13 protein-coding genes are annotated in these 16,324 nt (G+C 70.8%); 7 read left to right on the top strand and 6 right to left on the bottom strand.

Going from position 1 to position 16,324, the window contains the following annotated elements; genetic code table 11:
• Positions 1 to 23: 23 nt before the first annotated feature.
• The gene (locus BLT62_RS10510) at positions 24 to 1,511 is read left to right on the top strand and encodes a protein kinase family protein (protein WP_156786310.1); all 1,488 of its coding nucleotides are present in this window, start codon (positions 24 to 26) and stop codon (positions 1,509 to 1,511) included.
• On the opposite strand, the gene sucB is transcribed toward BLT62_RS10510, so the two are convergent.
• The 3 genes from sucB to BLT62_RS10495 all read right to left on the bottom strand — a co-directional run bounded on the left by sucB (position 1,508) and on the right by BLT62_RS10495 (position 5,974).
• Positions 1,508 to 2,926 (bottom strand): 2-oxoglutarate dehydrogenase, E2 component, dihydrolipoamide succinyltransferase, encoded by a 1,419-nt coding sequence (gene sucB, locus BLT62_RS10505; protein WP_083364009.1) that lies wholly within the window; start codon positions 2,924 to 2,926, stop codon positions 1,508 to 1,510. The two genes, BLT62_RS10510 and sucB, sit on opposite strands and share 4 nt — an antisense overlap.
• A 61-nt stretch (positions 2,927 to 2,987) precedes the next feature.
• Complete coding sequence (lpdA, locus tag BLT62_RS10500; protein ID WP_083364008.1) at positions 2,988 to 4,361, bottom strand: dihydrolipoyl dehydrogenase; 1,374 nt, start codon at positions 4,359 to 4,361, stop codon at positions 2,988 to 2,990.
• 104 nt (positions 4,362 to 4,465) lie between these two features.
• On the bottom strand, positions 4,466 to 5,974 hold the full coding sequence (locus BLT62_RS10495; RefSeq protein ID WP_083364007.1) for a leucyl aminopeptidase: 1,509 nt from the start codon (positions 5,972 to 5,974) through the stop codon (positions 4,466 to 4,468).
• 93 nt (positions 5,975 to 6,067) lie between these two features.
• On the opposite strand from BLT62_RS10495, the gene BLT62_RS10490 reads away from it, so the two are divergent.
• The 5 genes from BLT62_RS10490 (at position 6,068) to BLT62_RS10470 (ending at position 11,946) form a co-directional block, all read left to right on the top strand.
• Complete coding sequence (locus BLT62_RS10490) at positions 6,068 to 6,997, top strand: proteasome assembly chaperone family protein (RefSeq protein ID WP_083364006.1); 930 nt, start codon at positions 6,068 to 6,070, stop codon at positions 6,995 to 6,997.
• Between the two features lie 53 nt (positions 6,998 to 7,050).
• Entirely contained in the window at positions 7,051 to 8,382 is a 1,332-nt protein-coding gene (locus BLT62_RS10485) for an MFS transporter (protein ID WP_083364005.1), read from the top strand.
• Positions 8,383 to 8,607: 225 nt separating this feature from the next.
• Entirely contained in the window at positions 8,608 to 9,921 is a 1,314-nt protein-coding gene (locus tag BLT62_RS10480) for an RNA polymerase sigma factor (protein ID WP_083364004.1), read from the top strand.
• Positions 9,922 to 9,925: 4 nt separating this feature from the next.
• Positions 9,926 to 11,200, top strand: coding sequence for a MurT ligase domain-containing protein (locus BLT62_RS10475; protein ID WP_156786309.1), 1,275 nt, complete (start codon positions 9,926 to 9,928; stop codon positions 11,198 to 11,200).
• Complete coding sequence (locus tag BLT62_RS10470; RefSeq protein ID WP_083364002.1) at positions 11,197 to 11,946, top strand: type 1 glutamine amidotransferase; 750 nt, start codon at positions 11,197 to 11,199, stop codon at positions 11,944 to 11,946. The genes BLT62_RS10475 and BLT62_RS10470 overlap by 4 nt, the downstream gene beginning before the upstream one ends.
• 32 nt (positions 11,947 to 11,978) lie before the next feature.
• Here BLT62_RS10470 and BLT62_RS10465 read toward each other — a convergent pair whose 3' ends face one another.
• Positions 11,979 to 12,215 (bottom strand): DUF7455 domain-containing protein, encoded by a 237-nt coding sequence (locus BLT62_RS10465; protein WP_067227241.1) that lies wholly within the window; start codon positions 12,213 to 12,215, stop codon positions 11,979 to 11,981.
• A 217-nt stretch (positions 12,216 to 12,432) separates the two neighbouring features.
• Here BLT62_RS10465 and BLT62_RS10460 point away from each other — a divergent pair, with 217 nt between their 5' ends.
• Positions 12,433 to 14,517 (top strand): DNA gyrase/topoisomerase IV subunit B, encoded by a 2,085-nt coding sequence (locus BLT62_RS10460; protein WP_083364001.1) that lies wholly within the window; start codon positions 12,433 to 12,435, stop codon positions 14,515 to 14,517.
• A gap of 31 nt (positions 14,518 to 14,548) precedes the next feature.
• Here BLT62_RS10460 and BLT62_RS10455 read toward each other — a convergent pair whose 3' ends face one another.
• Positions 14,549 to 15,028: a hypothetical protein gene (locus BLT62_RS10455; RefSeq protein ID WP_083364000.1), complete on the bottom strand. Its 480-nt coding sequence runs from the start codon at positions 15,026 to 15,028 to the stop codon at positions 14,549 to 14,551.
• Positions 15,029 to 15,268: 240 nt separating this feature from the next.
• Positions 15,269 to 16,246 (bottom strand): hypothetical protein, encoded by a 978-nt coding sequence (locus BLT62_RS10450; RefSeq protein WP_083363999.1) that lies wholly within the window; start codon positions 16,244 to 16,246, stop codon positions 15,269 to 15,271.
• Positions 16,247 to 16,324: the final 78 nt, after the last annotated feature.

Raw genomic sequence — 16,324 nt, 5'->3', positions numbered from 1 at the left:
GGTTCTCGGCGCAGGATGGGCCCGTGAGATGGACGCGGCGAAGCGACGGACGACGGGCGGACGCGGACGCCCCCGCCGCATTCGGCGGGGGCGGGGGCGCGGACGCCGCGGCGCCAGCGCACCTCGCCGGCTACCGGGTGATCCGGCGGCTGGCGGTCGGGCGGAGCGCCGCCGTCTACCTCGCCCATGCCGACGCCGGCCCCCTCGCCCTGCGCGTCTTCCACGCGGGCGCGGACGCCGAGCGGGTGGACCGGGAGATCGCGGTGCTCTGCGGGCTGCCGCCGGGCATAGCGGCCACCCTGCACGATGTGCTCACGCTGCCGGACGGGCGGATCTGCCTCGTGCTGGAGCGCGATGACGGCCCCAGCCTGGCCGAGTTCCTCGCCGACCGGGGGCAGATCCGCGCGGGGGAGGCGGTCACCATCCTGGCGCCGCTGGCCGTCGCCCTGGACCGTTTGCACCGGCACGGCTGGAGCCACGGGGCGGTGGATGCCGGGGCCGTCCGTCTCGACGCGGCGGGGTGGGCGCACCTGGCCGGCTGGGCGGAAGCCCGCCCACTGGCGGCGGGCGCCGAGCGCACCCGGGTGCTGCGCGCCGAGTATGCGGGTCTGGCGGCCGTCGCCCGACTGGTCTGCGGGGCCGTCGATGCGGGCAGCGCCGCCCCGCACGAGGTGCAGGAACTGCTGGACTGGCTGGACGAGCGCGTCGCCGCCCACCCGTTCCTGCCGTGCGCGGCCGAGCTCGAGCGCCGGCTGTTCGGCCTCGCCAGGCCCCTCTCCGTGCGTCTCGGTCGCTCGGCCGCCGATCCGCGCGACCCCGCGGGCATGCCGCTGCGCCTGGCCGGGCAGCCCCTGGAGCCGGCCGCGGAGGGTGCTGACGAGCCGAACCGGCCGCCGCCCGCGCGCTGGCGGGGCTGGGCGCTGCCGGACGGTCTGGCGTGGTTGGGCGGGCAGGACAGGCTGGCCGGTGCCCTGCGGGACCGCCTGCACGCCCACCGGCGGCCCGTCGTCGTCGCGGCGGCCCTGGCCGGCGCGCTGTTCGTGCTGGCCATCACGCTGCTGCCACCCGGGGGAGACGGGAGCGCGGCGGTCGCACCCGCGCCTGCCGCGCCGGCCACGGATCCTCCTCCGCCCGGCGCGGCGGCACAGGTCGAGGTGGAGGCAGGGGTCGAGGTCGAGCCGGTGGCGGCCGCCGCCCGGCTGCTCGCCCGACGGGAGGGCTGCTTCCGGGAGTCGTCGCTGCTCTGCCTGGACGGGGTGCTGGATCCCGGCGGGCCGCTGGCCGGGGCGGATGCCGCGCTCATCCGCCGCGCACAGCTCGACGGGGCCGTGCTGCTGCCCGACGCCGTGGACCCCGCCTCGCTCAGCCTGGTCGAGCAGAACGGCGGCGCGGCCCTGCTCGCACTGACGACACGCAGCCGGGGAGAGTCGGGGGACAACGCGAAACCGGCCTCGCTCCTGATGATCAGGGGCGAGGCCGGTTGGCTGCTACGAGAGCTGTTCGACTACTAGTAGCCGAGCTGCGATTCGAACGCCGCACCCTCGAGGCGCGCCTTCACCGTGGTGAGGAAGCGGGCCGCGTCTGCGCCATCGACGATGCGGTGGTCGTAGGAGAGGGCGAGGTAGACCATCGAGCGGATCGAGATCGAGTCAATGCCGTTGTCGCTGACGACGACGGGCTTCTTGACGACGACACCGGTGCCGAGGATGGCGACCTGGGGCAGGAACACCAGCGGGGTGTCGAACAGCGCGCCACGCGAACCGGTGTTGGTCAGCGTGAAGGTGCCGCCGGCGAGCTCGTCGGGCTTGAGCTTGTTCTCGCGGGTGCGGCCGGCCAGATCGGCGATCTGGGCTGCCAGCTCTGCAATGTTCAGCGAGCTCGCGTCGCGCACCACGGGGGTGAGCAGACCGCGCTCGGTGTCCACGGCGATGCTCAGGTTCTCGTGGTCCGGGTAGACGATCGAGTCGCCGTCGACGGTGGCGTTGATCACCGGGTACGCCTTGAGCGCCTCGGCGGCGGCCAGTGCGAAGAACGGCATGAAGGAGAGCTTGTTGCCGGTCTTGGCGAGGAACTCGGCCTTGACCTTGTCGCGCAGCATGGCGACGCGGGTGACGTCGACCTCGACCAGCGTGGTCAGCTGTGCGGTGGAGTTCATCGAGATGACGGCGCGCTCGGCGACGACCTTGCGCAGGCGCGACATCGGCTGAACGGTGCCGCGCAGCGGCGAGACCTCGACGACGGGGGCCGCGGCGACGGCGCCGGCAGCGGGAGCCTGTGCGGAGAGCACGTCCTGCTTGCGGATGCGACCGCCGACACCGGTTCCGGTGAGGGTGTTGAGGTCGACGCCCTGCTCGTTGGCGAGCTTGCGCACGATCGGGGTGACGTAGCCGCTGGTGGAGGCGTGCGATCCGCTCGGCGCTGCCGGGGCGGCGGCGGCGGGTGCTGCCGCGGGGGCGGCAGCGGGTGCCGGGGCGGCAGCCGGCGGGGCCGGGGCGTAGACCGGTGCTGCGGGCGGGGCCGGAGCGTAGGCCGGTGCGGCGGGAGCTGCCGGAGCAGCAGGGGCCGCGGGGGCCGGAGCGGCAGCGGGGGCCGGGGCGGCAACCGGGGCCGGGGCCTCGGCCGGAGCAGCGACGGGCTCGGGTGCGGCGGCCGGGGCGGGGGCCTCGGCGGGGGCCGCATCGGCGCCGGAGCCGTCACCGATGGTGACCAGCGCGGTGCCGACCTCGACGGTCTCGTCTTCCTGCACCAGGATTGCCTCGATCACGCCGGCGATCGGCGACGGGATCTCAGTGTCGACCTTGTCGGTCGAGACTTCGAGCAGCGGCTCGTCGACCTCGACGCGGTCGCCCACGTTCTTCAACCAACGGGTGACCGTACCCTCTGTGACACTCTCACCGAGTGCCGGGAGGCTGACGGATTCGCTCATGCGATTGTCTCCTTCAAAGCGTTATTCATTCTGAGCTTATTGCAGTCGGGGCGCGCGGCGCTTACAGCGCGTGCAGCGGCTTGCCGGCCAGGTAGAGGAATGCCTCGCCCATGGCCTCGTTCTGGGTGGGGTGCGCGTGGATCAGCGGCGCGATGTCCTCGGGGTATGCCTCCCAGTTGACAGCGAGCTGTGCCTCACCGATGAGCTCGCCGACGCGGGCACCGATCATGTGCACACCGACGACGGGGCCGTCGTTCACCCGGACGACCTTGACGGAGCCGGCGGTGCCGAGGATCGAGCTCTTGGCGTTGCCGCCCAGGTTGTAGTCGTAGCTGGAGATCTGGTCGGCGCCGAACTTCTCGGCGGCCTTGGCCTCGCTGTAGCCCACCGATGCGACCTCGGGGTCGCAGTAGGTGATTTTCGGGATGTTGATGTCCTCGACGATGATCGGGTTCAGGCCCGCGATCTCCTCGGCGACGAAGATGCCCTGCTGGAAGCTGCGGTGCGCGAGCTGCAGGCCGGGGACGATGTCGCCGATGGCGTAGACGCCGGGCACGTTCGTGGCGAGGCGCTCGTTGGCGATGACGAAGCCGCGGTCCATGGTGATGCCGACCTCTTCGAAGCCGAGGCCCGCGGTTGCCGGGCCACGGCCGACGGCGACGAGCAGCAGCTCGGCCTCGATGGTCTTGCCGTCCTCGAGGGTGACGACGACGCCCGACTCGTTCTGGCTGACGCTCTGGAAGCGCACGCCGAGCGAGTACTCGATGCCGCGCTTGCGGAAGGCGCGCTCGAGCTGCTTGGAGATCGACTCTTCCTCGTTGGGCACCAGGTGCGGGAGGGCCTCGATGATGGTGACGTCGGCGCCGAAGGACTTCCAGACGCTGGCGAACTCGACGCCGATGACGCCGCCGCCGAGCACGGCGACCTTCTTCGGGATGTAGTCGAGCGTGAGGGCCTGCTCGCTCGTGATGACGCGGCCGCCGAGCTCGAGCCCCGGCAGTGAGCGCGAGTACGAGCCGGTCGCCAGGATGACGTTCTTGCCGACGATGGTGTCGGCGCCGACCTGCACGCTGGTGGGGGAGACGAGACGTCCCTCGCCCTCGATGACGGTGATGCCGCGGGCCTTGATCAGACCCTGCAGGCCCTTCCACTTGCTCGTCACGATGCCGTCGCGGTGCGCGTTGACGGTGGTCATGTCGATGCTGTTGAGGGTGGCGTTGACGCCGTACTTGGCTGCGTCGCGGGCGACGTCGGCCACCTCCGCGGTGTGCAGCAAGGCCTTGGTCGGGACGCAGCCGCGGTGCAGGCAGGTGCCGCCGAGCTTGTCCTTCTCAATCAGGGCCACGGTGAAGCCGAGCTGTACAGCCCGGAGCGCGGCCGCATAGCCACCGCTTCCTCCACCGAGAACGACAATGTCAAAATTCTGCTCGGACACTCAGTTACTCCCTTTGCATCAGGTCGATCGGCCTGTTCTGCTCCGCGGGTTTGTGGCCAGCGAGCAGGCGTGTTTGGCAAGCATTTCTTGCCCATACGAGCCTACTACGGGCGGGCATAGTCCTCGGCCAGATTGAGCAGAGTGCGCAGGGTCACCCCGGTCGGGCCCGCGCCGGTCGCGCCGTACGCCGCACCCTCATTGTGCGAGGAGCCGGCGATGTCCAGGTGCGCCCAGGGGATCCTCGTCTCCCCGTCGGCCTGCATCCCGACGAACTCCTGCAGGAACACGCCGGCGAGCAGCATGCCGCCGGCCGGGTTGCCGATCTTCGCGTTGGCGATGTCGGCGACATCCGAGTCGATGGTGGCGCGGAGCTCCTCCGGCAGCGGCATCGGCCAGATCTTCTCGTCGGCGGCGCTGGCGGCCTGGAGCACCCGGGCCAGCAGGGCGTCATCGCCCATCACGGCCGAGTAGCGGCTGCCGAGGGCCACGATCTGCGCGCCGGTCAACGTGGCGACGTCGACGATGGCGTCCGGCTGTTCCTCGGATGCCGCGGCGAGGCCGTCGGCCATGACGAGGCGCCCCTCGGCATCCGTGTTCAGCACCTCGACGGTCTGGCCGCCGCGGATGCGCAGCACGTCGTTCGGGCGCGTCGCCGTGCCAGACGGCATGTTCTCGGCCAGGCAGAGCCAGGCCGTCACCCGCACGGGCAGCGCCAGCTTGGCCGCGGCGAGCGCGATGGCGAGCACGGTGGCCGCGCCGGTCATGTCGTACTTCATGCCGACCATGGAGGCGCCGGGCTTCAGCGAGATGCCGCCGGTGTCGAAGGTGATGCCCTTGCCGACCAGGGCCAGGTGCTTGAAGCTGCCGCCGTCGGCCGGCTCGGGGGAGTAGCTGACCTTGACGAGGCGCGGCGGGCGGGAGGAGCCCTGGCCGACGCCGAGGATGCCGCCGAAGCCGTCGGCGGCCAGTTCGGCCTCGTCCCAGATCTCCAGCTCGACCGGCAGGCCCTCTGCGGCGGCCTCTGCCCGCTCGGCGAAGCTGGCCGGGAACAGCTCGGACGGGGGAGTGTTGACGAGGTCCTTGACCAGGGCGAACGCCTCGCTGAGCACGTCGGCGCGGCCGAGCAGGGACTCGACGTCGAGCTCGGCTGCCTCCGCGTCCAGGTGCACGGTGATCTGGGCGGCCGGGGTCTTGGTGCGCTCCAGCGTGCTGCTGCGGAACTCGGTGAAGGAGTAGCTGCCGATGCCGGCGCCCTCCAGCACGGCCGCGGCCTGTGCGGCATCCGCGGTGGGGATGGCGATGGCGACGGTGTCGACGCCGGTCAGCGTGCGCACGGCCGCAGCGGTCGCGCCGCGGAGGCTGTCGGCGGAGACGGTCTTGCCGAGGCCGACGACGGCGATGCTGCCGGCCGCGCCGACGGTGGCGGGGATGCGCACCAGCTGCTCGGCAGCGCCGGTGAAGCCGAGGGCGGCGAGCGCTCCGCCGAGCTCGGCGAACTCGTCCGACGCGCGCAGCACCGGGGCGCCGTCGACGGAGACGGCCGCGAGCAGGAGCACGTCCGCGTCGGAGCTGAGGGCTGATTCGGTGCTGACGAGGGCAGGGGAGAAAGTCATACCCCCAATGCTAGGCGTGCGGGAATAGGGTGTTCGCTCACGGCATGGCCGTTCTGCGGTTCCGGCGCCGCCCCGCACGCATAGCATGTTGCTATGCGCGACGCGAGTGAACTGTATCGATTGACCCCGGATGCCGCCAGTGTGCCAGAGGGCCTGCACCTCGTTGCGGGCCTGACCGGTTTCGCCGATGCCGGCGGCGCGGTCGGCCAGTTCACCGAGTACCTGCTCGGCACCATGAACCACGTGGTCGTCGCCGAGTTCGACGCCGACCTGTTGCTCGACTACCGCTCGCGGCGCCCCATCATCTACTTCGACGAGGACCACCTCACCGACTACCAGCCGCCGGCCCTCCGGGTGCACCTGGCCCGCGACGAGCTCGGGCAGCCCTTCCTCATGCTGGCCGGGTTCGAGCCCGACTTCCGCTGGGAGCAGTTCAGCCAGGCGCTGCTCGACCTGGTCGACCGTTTCGGGGTGGCCAGCACGACCTGGGTGCACTCCATCCCGATGCCCGTCCCGCACACGCGCCCGATCGGCGTCACCGTCAGCGGCAACCGCGAGGAGCTCACCTCGGCGATGTCCGTCTGGCGCCCGCACACGCAGGTGCCCGCCAACGCACTGCACCTGGTGGAGTACCGGCTCGCCGAGCAGGGCAGGCCAACGGTCGGCTTCATCCTGCTGATCCCGCACTACCTGGCCGACACCGAGTACCCGGCCGCCGCCATCTCGGCGCTGGAGAGCGTCAGCGCGGCCACCGGGCTGATCTTCCCGACCGACCGGCTCCGCGAGGCCAACCGGGAGTTCCTGGGCAAGATTGACGCGCAGGTGGCGGAGAACGGCGAGCTGGCGAAGCTGGTCGGCGCCCTCGAGGAGCGCCACGACAGCTACATGGCCGGAACCACCCTGCGGTCGCCGCTGACCGACGAGGACGGCGAGCTGCCGAGCGCCGACGAGATCGCGGCGGAGCTGGAGAAGTTCCTCGCCTTCAAGCGGCACAACGACGGCGAGCCGCCGCTCGCCCCGTAGCGCGCGGCGCCCGGTGGCGCGGGAGGCCGCCCCGGGCTGGTTAGGCTAGATCAGTGAATTCTCGTCGAGCCTGGTTGATTTTCAGCGTCGGCGCCTTTGTCTATCTCGTCGCCGTCATGCAGCGCACCTCGCTCGGCATCTCCGGTGTGGCGGCGGCAGACCGCTTCGACAGCTCCGCCGCCGCGCTCTCCAGCCTGGCCGTGGTGCAGCTCCTCGTCTACGCGGCCATGCAGATCCCCGTCGGCGTGCTCATCGACCGCTTCGGCCCGCGTGCCCTCATGCTCGCCGGCACGGCGCTGATGGTGGCCGGCCAGCTGTTCATGGCGTTCGCGCCGAGCATCACGCTGGCCGTGGTCGGACGCATCCTGGTGGGCGCGGGCGACGCCGCCATCTTCATCTCCCTGATCCGGTTGATCAGCTCCTGGTTCGCCGGGCCGATCGTGCCCCAGCTCTCCCAGTGGGCCGGGAACATCGGCCAGCTCGGCCAGGTGCTCTCCGCCGTCCCGCTCGCGTGGGTGCTGCACACCTTCGGCTGGACCCCGGCGTTCGTCTCGGCGGCATCCGTCTCGGTGCTCGCCCTGCTGCTCGGCATCATCGCCCTGCGGGACAGGCCGGCCGGCACGCCGGAGGGGCACCGCGCCTCCTCGCTGGCGGACGCGATCAAGCACCTGCGCGGCGCGCTGAAACGCCCCGGCACCCAGCTCGGCTTCTGGTCGCACTACGTGACCCAGTCGGCCGGCACCGTGTTCACCATGTTCTGGGGGATCCCCTTCCTCGTCTTCGGCCTCGGCTACAGCGAGCAGACGGCCGCCGCCATGCTGCTCGTGCTGGTCGGTGCCGGCATGGTGGCCGGGCCGATCATCGGGATCCTGACCGCGCGCTTCCCGCTGCGGCGCAGCACCCTCGTGCTCGCCATCGTCTTCGGCATCGCCGTGGCCTGGACCGTCGTGCTGCTCTGGCCGGGGGAGCCGCCGTTCTGGGTGATCTGCGTTCTCGTCGTCGTGCTCGGCATCGGCGGGCCGGGCTCGCTGATCGGACTCGACTTCGCCCGCACCTTCAACCCGCTGCGCAGCCTCGGCTCGGCGAACGGGATCGTGAACATCGGCGGCTTCTCGGCCGGCTTCGTGATGATCTTCCTGATCGGAGCCGTGCTGGACCTGCTCGACCAGGCGCGGCAGGCAGCGGGGGAGCCGAGTGACCTCTACTCCGCGGATTCCTTCCGCATCGCCTTCGTGGTGCAGTACGCGGTCATCGGTTTCGGCGTCGTGATGCTGCTGCGCGCCCGGGGCCGCACGCGGCGCCAGATGCGCCACGAAGAGGGAATAGAAGTGGCCCCCATCTGGGTTGCACTGTCCAGGCGGTGGCGGCACAGCCGGGGCCACTAGCGCCGGAGCGGGTGCCTGCGGCATCCGCGATCACGAATCCGTGCAATAATCAAAGACGGACCCGTTCTTGACTTGGGTTTCCCTTGCTCGCGCTCGGGAGACGGCCCAGGACTTGACATGGGTCCTCGTAATGTCCTTTTGTGGCTCCGCCCCGAGAGGAACAACAACGAGAGATGGCTGCCCCGACGGGGCGTGCCGTCGCTCGCCAGTCTGAGAGGTGCTCGAATGGCAACCCGATCCACGAAGCCCGCCGCGAGCGAAGACGCCGCCACCGAGCCCGCCGACACTGCGTCCGCCGAGGCTGTGGCCGCCCCGGTCAAGAAGGCGCCCGTGCGCAAGACCGCCGCGAAGGCGACCACCACCAAGGCCGCCGCCGAGAAGGCCGCAGCCGAGACGCCGGTCGCAGAGAAGGCCGCGCCGCGCAAGCGCGCCGCCGCCAAGAAGACCGCCGTCGAGGACGAGGTCGACGAGTCCGCCGCAGCCGCCGACGAGGTCGACGACGAGGATGAGGACGGCCAGCCCAAGCGCTCCGTCGTCACCGAGCCGCTGCCCACCGGCGCCCTTGTCCTCTCCGTCACCGACGACGAGGACGACGTCCCCGTCTACTCCAGCGCCATCACCGGCGCCACGGCGGACCCGGTCAAGGACTACCTGAAGCAGATCGGCAAGGTCGCCCTGCTGAACGCGGCAGAGGAGGTCGAGCTGGCCATGCGCATCGAGGCCGGCCTGTTCGCCGAGGACAAGCTCTCGCACATGACCGACGCCGAGAAGAAGTCGCAGCTCGGCCGCGAGCTGCAGTGGGTCGCCAAGGACGGCGCGCGTGCCAAGAGCCACCTGCTCGGCGCCAACCTCCGCCTCGTCGTCTCGCTGGCCAAGCGCTACACCGGTCGTGGAATGCAGTTCCTCGACCTCATCCAGGAGGGCAACCTGGGCCTCATCCGTGCGGTCGAGAAGTTCGACTACACCAAGGGCTTCAAGTTCAGCACCTACGCCACCTGGTGGATCCGCCAGGCCATCACGCGCGCCATGGCCGACCAGGCCCGCACCATCCGCATCCCGGTGCACATGGTCGAGGTCATCAACAAGCTCGCCCGCGTGCAGCGCCAGATGCTGCAGGACCTGGGCCGCGAGCCCACGCCGGAAGAGCTCAGCCGCGAGCTCGACATGACGCCGGAGAAGGTCGTCGAGGTGCAGAAGTACGGCCGCGAGCCCATCTCCCTGCACACGCCACTCGGCGAGGACGGCGACAGCGAGTTCGGCGACCTGATCGAGGACACCGAGGCGGTCGTCCCCGCGGACGCCGTCGGCTTCACCATGCTGCAGAAGCAGCTGGAGAGCCTGCTCGACTCCCTCTCCGAGCGCGAGGCTGGCGTCATCCGCATGCGCTTCGGCCTGGGCGACGGCATGCCGAAGACGCTGGACCAGATCGGCGACACCTTCGGGGTCACCCGCGAGCGCATCCGCCAGATCGAGTCCAAGACGATGGCGAAGCTGCGCCACCCGAGCCGCTCGCAGTCGCTGCGCGACTACCTCGAGTAGGCCGGTGGGACTCCGTTATGCCCCGGCGATCCTGATTGGTCGCTGCGTCCGGGTCCTTGCGCGCCTGCGCAAGCCCGGCGGGGGCTCGGCCGTGCCCGGGCTCGTCGTCAACAAGATCGCGCCCGGATTCCTGACCGAGACGCTGAACTCCTTCCCGGAGGGACTCGTCATCGTCACCGGGTCCAGCGGCAAGTCGACCACGACGAAGATGCTCGTCGCCGCCCTGCGCGGCCACGGCAAGAAGGTCTTCACGAACCCGTCGACCGCCAACATCTCGCAGGGCCTCACGTCGGCCCTGTTGGAGGAGGCGAGCCTGACCGGGAGGATCGCCGGCGACATCGCCGTGCTCGAGATGGACGAGGGCCACGGCGCCCTCATCGCCGACGCGCTGAAGCCCAAGGTGGTCCTGCTCACCAACGTCATGGTCGACCAGATCGACCGCTTCCACGACTCCGAGATGGTCGCGGGGATGCTGGAGAAGATCGCCCTCCGCGCCACCCAGGCCGTGGTCGTGAACGCCGATGACGCCTTCCTCGAGCAGATCGTCACCCGCCTCCGCGGCACCGTCGACACGCCCCGCTTCGGCGTCAGCGTCGACGTGCTCGACGCGAACCCGCGCGGGCTCGGCCTGGCCGCCATGACGCCCAGGCGGATGCCGTCAGAGGCCGGTGTGCTGGTGCGCTCCGTGTCCGGGCGCAGCACCGAGGTGACCATCGACGGGGGAGCGGTCACCACCGTGCGCCTCCCCGCCCGCGGCACCCACTACGCCGTCGACGCCGCCGCGGCGCTGGCCACGGCCCGCGCCGTGCTGGGCACCCGCTTTGACCCGGCCATCGCCGTCTCCACCATCGGCTCCATCCCGCCCGTCTTCGGGCGCGGTGAGACGCTGCAGGTGCGCGGCACGACGGTCGAGTTCGTCCTGGTGCAGAACCCGGCCAGCTTCCAGCTGAACATCGACCACCTCGACCCGGACACCGAGCAGATCCTGTTCGCGGTCGGCTCCGACGTGCGCGACCCCAGCTACTTCTGGCCGGTTGACACCTCCGGCCTCGGCCGCGTCGACATCGTCTCCGGTTCCAAGGCCGACGAGCTGGCCCTGCAGCTCAGCTACGACAACGTGCAGATCGGCCGCATCGAGCGCGACCTCGGCAAGGCCGTCGACGAGTTCCTGGCGATGCCGGAGCCGTCGCGCGGCGTCAAGACCGTCATCTTTTCCGCCGACTCGATGCGCCGCACCCGCGCGCACCTCGGGCTGAGCGCCGTGGAGGCACCCGAATGAGCGACGAGCTCACCATTGTCACGCTCTTCCCCAGCCTGCTGAACAGCAACGGCGACGCCGAGAACGCCCGCGTCCTGGCCCGCCGGGCTGAGTGGGCCGGGGTGAGCGCGCGCGTCGTCGCGGTCGAGGACGCCAGCGAGCTGCCCGACCACGTCGACGCCGTCGTCATCGGCTCCGGCTCCGACAACGAGCTCGAGGCCGCCCGCGACAAGCTGCGCACCCTCCTCTCGGAGCTGCGCCGCTGGGGCACGGAGGGCGTCCCGATCCTCGCGGTCGGCACCGGCTGGGAGCTGCTCAGCCACGGCATCGAGCTCGCCGGGGCCAACGGCGGCCCCGTGCGCGCGATCGAGGGCATCGGCATCCTGCCGGGCCGCGCCGTGCCGCGGGAGTCCCGCGTGACGGACGACCTCGTCGTCAAGAGCAAGTTCGGCCGCCTGGTCGGCTTCGAGAACCACGCCCGCGACTACAACCACGCCGAGGCGTCCCCGCTCGGCCGGGTGCTCTCCGGAAGCGGCAACGGCCGCGGCTCCGGCCAGGAGGGCGTCGTCATGGGCGACGTCTTCGGCACCCACCTGCACGGACCGGTCCTGGCGAAGAACCCGGGCCTGGCCGACGAGCTGCTCGGGCGCATGTTCCGCCGGGCCGGGCTGGACTACCAGCGCGGGGAGCGCGCGGCATCCGTCGATGAAATAGCACGAGCCGCACGCAATCAGATTGCGGTGCGGCTCGGGCTTGAGAGCGAATAGCTCTCGCAGAGTTTGTCTGCGCTGGGTCTGTCTTAGCGGGCGTTGTCCTCGAGCAGGCGGCTGGACTCGTCGTGCCAGCTGTGCGCGAGCGCGGAGAGCTTCTCCTGGTGCTTGCGCCCGTGGTGGGCGCAGAACAGCAGTTCGCCGCTCGAGACCACGACGCGAATGTAGGCCTGTGCGCCACACGCGTCGCAACGGTCGAGGGCCGTCAGCTGGTGTGGGGTCTCGAGCTCGTCGACCGCACCGCTCGGGCTGGTGATCTGTGACATGGGCTCCTCCTCCATCGAACCGATATGCATGGTGTCTGCACAACATCTGCTGACACTCCATGTAAGCACGCGGAGGGGCCGTCCATGCCCAAACGCGGTGCTATTTCGCTCACCGCGTAGGCATTGACGCCCAAGTCGTGACCTGGGCCGGATCCCGCCGCGTCGAGACGTGTTTCGCGCACGGCAGACGGGCCAAGAGTTACTAGGCTTGGCTGTCGTGAGTTCTGACTATTCCGCCCGCCACCTCTCCGTTCTCGAGGGCCTCGAAGCGGTGCGCAAACGCCCGGGCATGTACATCGGTTCCACCGACTCCCGCGGGCTGATGCACTGCCTCTGGGAGGTCATCGACAACTCCGTCGACGAGGCCCTCGCCGGCCACGGCAACGAGATCGCCATCGTGCTGCACGCCGACGGCAGCGTCGAGGTGCGCGACAAGGCCCGCGGCATCCCCGTCGACGTCGAGCCCAAGACCGGGCTGAGCGGCGTCGAGGTCGTCTTCACCAAGCTGCACGCCGGCGGCAAGTTCGGCGGCGGCTCCTACGCGGCGTCCGGCGGCCTGCACGGCGTCGGCGCCTCCGTCGTGAACGCCCTCTCCGAGCGGCTCGACGTCGAGGTCGACCGCGGCGGCAAGACGTGGGCGATGTCCTTCCACCGCGGCGAGCCCGGCGTCTTCGCCGATGCCGACCCGAAGAACCCGAGCCCGGATGCCGCCTTCACCCCGTTCGAGAAGAAGAGCGAGCTGCGCGTCGTCGGCAAGACGGCCAAGGGCGTCACCGGCACCCGCATCCGCTACTGGGCCGACCGGCAGATCTTCACCAAGGGTGCAGGCTTCCAGGTCGAGGACCTGCTCGGCCGCGCCCGGCAGACAGCATTCCTCGTGCCCGGCCTCGCCATCGACATCCTCGACCAGACCGGCGAGGAGCCGCACACCACCTCGTTCCAGTTCGAGGGGGGCATCTCCGAGTTCGTCGAGCACCTCGCCACGGACGCCCCGCTGACCGACGTCTGGCGCCTGCACGGAACCGGCCACTTCACCGAGACCGTCCCGGTGCTGAACGAGCACGGCGCCATGCTGCCGACCGAGCTGCAGCGCGACTGCGAGGTCGACATCGCCCTGCGCTGGGGCACCGGCTACGACACCGTCGTGAAGAGCTTCGTCAACATCATCGCCACCCCCAAGGGCGGCACCCACCAGCTCGGCTTCGACCAGGGGCTGCTCAAGTTCCTGCGCCAGCAGGTGGAGCTGAACGCGCGCCGCCTGAAGGCCGGCAACGACAAGCTTGAGAAGGACGACGTGATGGCCGGGCTCACCGCCGTCATCACCGTGCGCCTGCCCGAGCCGCAGTTCGAGGGCCAGACCAAGGAGGTGCTGGGCACCCCGGCTGTGCGCGCCATCGTCGCCAACGTCGTCGCGAAGAGCATGGCCGCCCGCTTCGCCTCCACCAAGCGCGACGACAAGGCGCAGTCCTCGCTGCTGCTGGAGAAGGTCGTCGCCGAGATGAAGTCGCGCATCTCAGCGCGCGCCCACAAGGAGACCCAGCGGCGCAAGAACGCGCTGGAGAGCTCCTCGCTGCCTGCCAAGCTGGCCGACTGCCGCTCCAACGACGTCGCCAACAGCGAGCTGTTCATCGTCGAGGGCGACTCGGCTCTCGGCACCGCCAAGGTGGCCCGCGACAGCGAGCACCAGGCGCTGCTGCCGATCCGCGGCAAGATCCTGAACACGCAGAAGGCGTCCGTCGCCGACATGCTGGGCAACGCGGAGTGCGCAGCCATCATCCAGGTGATCGGCGCCGGGTCCGGCCGGAGCTTCGACCTGTCGACCGCCCGCTACGGCAAGGTCATCATCATGAGCGACGCCGACGTGGACGGCGCTCACATCCGCACACTGCTGCTCACCCTGTTCTTCCGCTACATGCGCCCGATGATCGAGGAGGGCCGGGTGTATGCCGCCGTCCCGCCGCTGCACCGGGTCGTCGTGATGAACCCCGGCTCGAAGCCGAACGAGACGATCTACACCTACTCGGAGGCCGAACTGCAGGGCGTGCTGGCCGGGCTGAAGAAGCAGAACAAGCGCTACCAGGACCCGATCCAGCGTTACAAGGGCCTGGGCGAGATGGATGCCGACCAGCTGGCGACGACGACGATGGACCGGCGCCACCGCACCCTCCGCCGGATGAACATGTCCGACGCGGAGAACGCGGGCCGCGTCTTCGAGCTGCTGATGGGCAACGATGTCGCCCCGCGCAAGGAGTTCATCGTGGACAGCTCGGAGACGCTCTCGCGCGACCGCATCGACGTCTAGCGCCGGCCAGCGCTCGCGCTAGCGCTCCCGCCTAGCGCTCCTGCTTGGCGAGGTAGTGCAGCTCGAATCCGGCGCCGGTGCTCACACCGCGGAGGATCACGCGCCAGCCGTCCTTCGTGAAGTTGTGCACCTCGGCGTGCTCGTCGCCCTCGTCGTCTCGCCCGGCCTCGTCTGCGTAGCCCGCGGCGCCGAACTCGGTGACGAGCGCGCCGAACGCCTCGGGGGTGGAGACCAGCCCGATCTTGTAGAGCGCGGCGCGCTCGGTGTGGCTGTACAGCACGGTGCCGCTCGTCGGGTGCGGCAGCTCCTCCGTCCAGCCGGCCGGCCAGGCGCTGTCCGTGCTCGGGGCGGGCTCGGTGCCCGGGGTCTCTGTCGGTGTCGCGGTCGGTGCTGCCGCGGCCCGGGGCGTCTCGCTCGGTGCGGGCGCCGTGGCCGGGGCGCACCCGGTGAGGGTGAGGGCGAGGGCGGCGGCGGCGATGGCCGCCACGCGCGCGGTGGTGCGCTGAATCATGCTGTGCTCCTGGCAATCTCGGCTGGCGCGGGCCTGCGCCGAGATGCGTTCGACGGCAGGAGGATCCGTCGTCGCAGCTCATCCAGCATACGTCGCCCGTGCCGCCCGGCGCGTGCCGACGGCCCCTCGCCCGCCCGCGCCCGCTCGCGCTGCGCCACTTCGTCGGCCTCCGCGCCAGACAGGGTGGCGCGCAGCCCCACGAAGTGGCGCAGCGCGTCCCGCTCAGCGCACTCAGTGCAGTCAGCGCAGCCGGCGCGCGCGGCGGGTGACCGGCAGGCCCGCCTCCAGCAGGATCGCCCGCAGGAGCTGCGCCCGGTTCGCCTCAGGCCAGTCCCAGCGCGCTGGGGTCCACCGCGTCGTCGCGCGCACCGCGTTCTCGCGCTTCTTCTCGTCGAGCACGATGCTCGCTGGGGAGCGTCGGTCACCCGCACTCACGGCGTTTCCGAGGTACTTGCCGTCGCCGTCCGCCTCGCCCCAGACGCCGTGCTCCGGCCACGCCATGTCCAAGAAGACGGTGCGTCCGCTGCGGGGGAGGCGCACCGAGTGCTGCAGCACCGGTGCGGGGAAGCCGAGCCCCTCGATCTGAACGCGGCTGACCGTTTCGAGCGGGCTCTCGGCGAGGCTCGTGCCGCGGTCGAAGACTGCCCTGACCCTGGCGCTTCCGGGGAACGGCAGCCTGCGCTCGAACGCGGCGACAAGTTCCTCCGGCGTGACACGGGGCGGCACTGCGTCGAACCGGTTGACGCGCAGGGCCGCATCAACCATCACGAGCGCGGTGGTGAGCGGAAAGGTGCGCGCAACATCAAGCAGGGTGTCGGGCAGCGTCGTCAACAGCAGCCCGTCCTGCTCGTCCACCCTCACGGCGTCACGACGGGCGAACTCGACGACGCCGTTGCGCCGCCGACCAGAGGCGCCCCTCGCCAGCAGGTAGACCTCACCCGGCACCGGGCCGACGACCGGCAGGCCCCACAGCACGGCGGCCGAGAACCCGGCGAACACCGGCTCGCGGCGTTGGAGTCCGACGGCGAGCGTCAGCGCCCGGTAGCCGGCGAGCGGGCTCAGCGCGGCGGCATGCTCGGCCGAGACGTAGACGCCTCGACGGAGCGGAAGCAGCCGCGCCGCGTTCCGAGCGGTGAGCAGCGTCTCGCGGAGACCGATCGCCTCCGCATCCCGACTGAGCACGAGACCGTCGGGGGTTGTGGGAAATGGGTTCGACATGGCTGGATTCTGCTCCCCGCCGGGAGTCCGCAACGGGTGCAACCGCGCGCTGTGGAGAGCGGGGCGGCCGACGCGCAG

This window comes from Microterricola viridarii (assembly GCF_900104895.1).
GTDB classification, from domain to species: domain Bacteria; phylum Actinomycetota; class Actinomycetes; order Actinomycetales; family Microbacteriaceae; genus Microterricola; species Microterricola viridarii.
Note: the sequence above shows the minus strand (reverse complement) of the source record. Positions and strands in the feature narration are given on the sequence as shown.

What these genes read in the sequence shown, in the direction of transcription:
- BLT62_RS10465 (WP_067227241.1), bottom strand. Translation starts at nt 12,215, where the DNA reads ATGTCACAGATCACCAGCCCGAGCGGTGCGGTCGACGAGCTCGAGACC.
- BLT62_RS10490 (WP_083364006.1), top strand. Translation starts at nt 6,068, where the DNA reads ATGCGCGACGCGAGTGAACTGTATCGATTGACCCCGGATGCCGCCAGT.
- BLT62_RS10455 (WP_083364000.1), bottom strand. Translation starts at nt 15,028, where the DNA reads ATGATTCAGCGCACCACCGCGCGCGTGGCGGCCATCGCCGCCGCCGCC.
- BLT62_RS10495 (WP_083364007.1), bottom strand. Translation starts at nt 5,974, where the DNA reads ATGACTTTCTCCCCTGCCCTCGTCAGCACCGAATCAGCCCTCAGCTCC.
- BLT62_RS10450 (WP_083363999.1), bottom strand. Translation starts at nt 16,246, where the DNA reads ATGTCGAACCCATTTCCCACAACCCCCGACGGTCTCGTGCTCAGTCGG.
- sucB (WP_083364009.1), bottom strand. Translation starts at nt 2,926, where the DNA reads ATGAGCGAATCCGTCAGCCTCCCGGCACTCGGTGAGAGTGTCACAGAG.
- BLT62_RS10470 (WP_083364002.1), top strand. Translation starts at nt 11,197, where the DNA reads ATGAGCGACGAGCTCACCATTGTCACGCTCTTCCCCAGCCTGCTGAAC.
- BLT62_RS10480 (WP_083364004.1), top strand. Translation starts at nt 8,608, where the DNA reads ATGGCAACCCGATCCACGAAGCCCGCCGCGAGCGAAGACGCCGCCACC.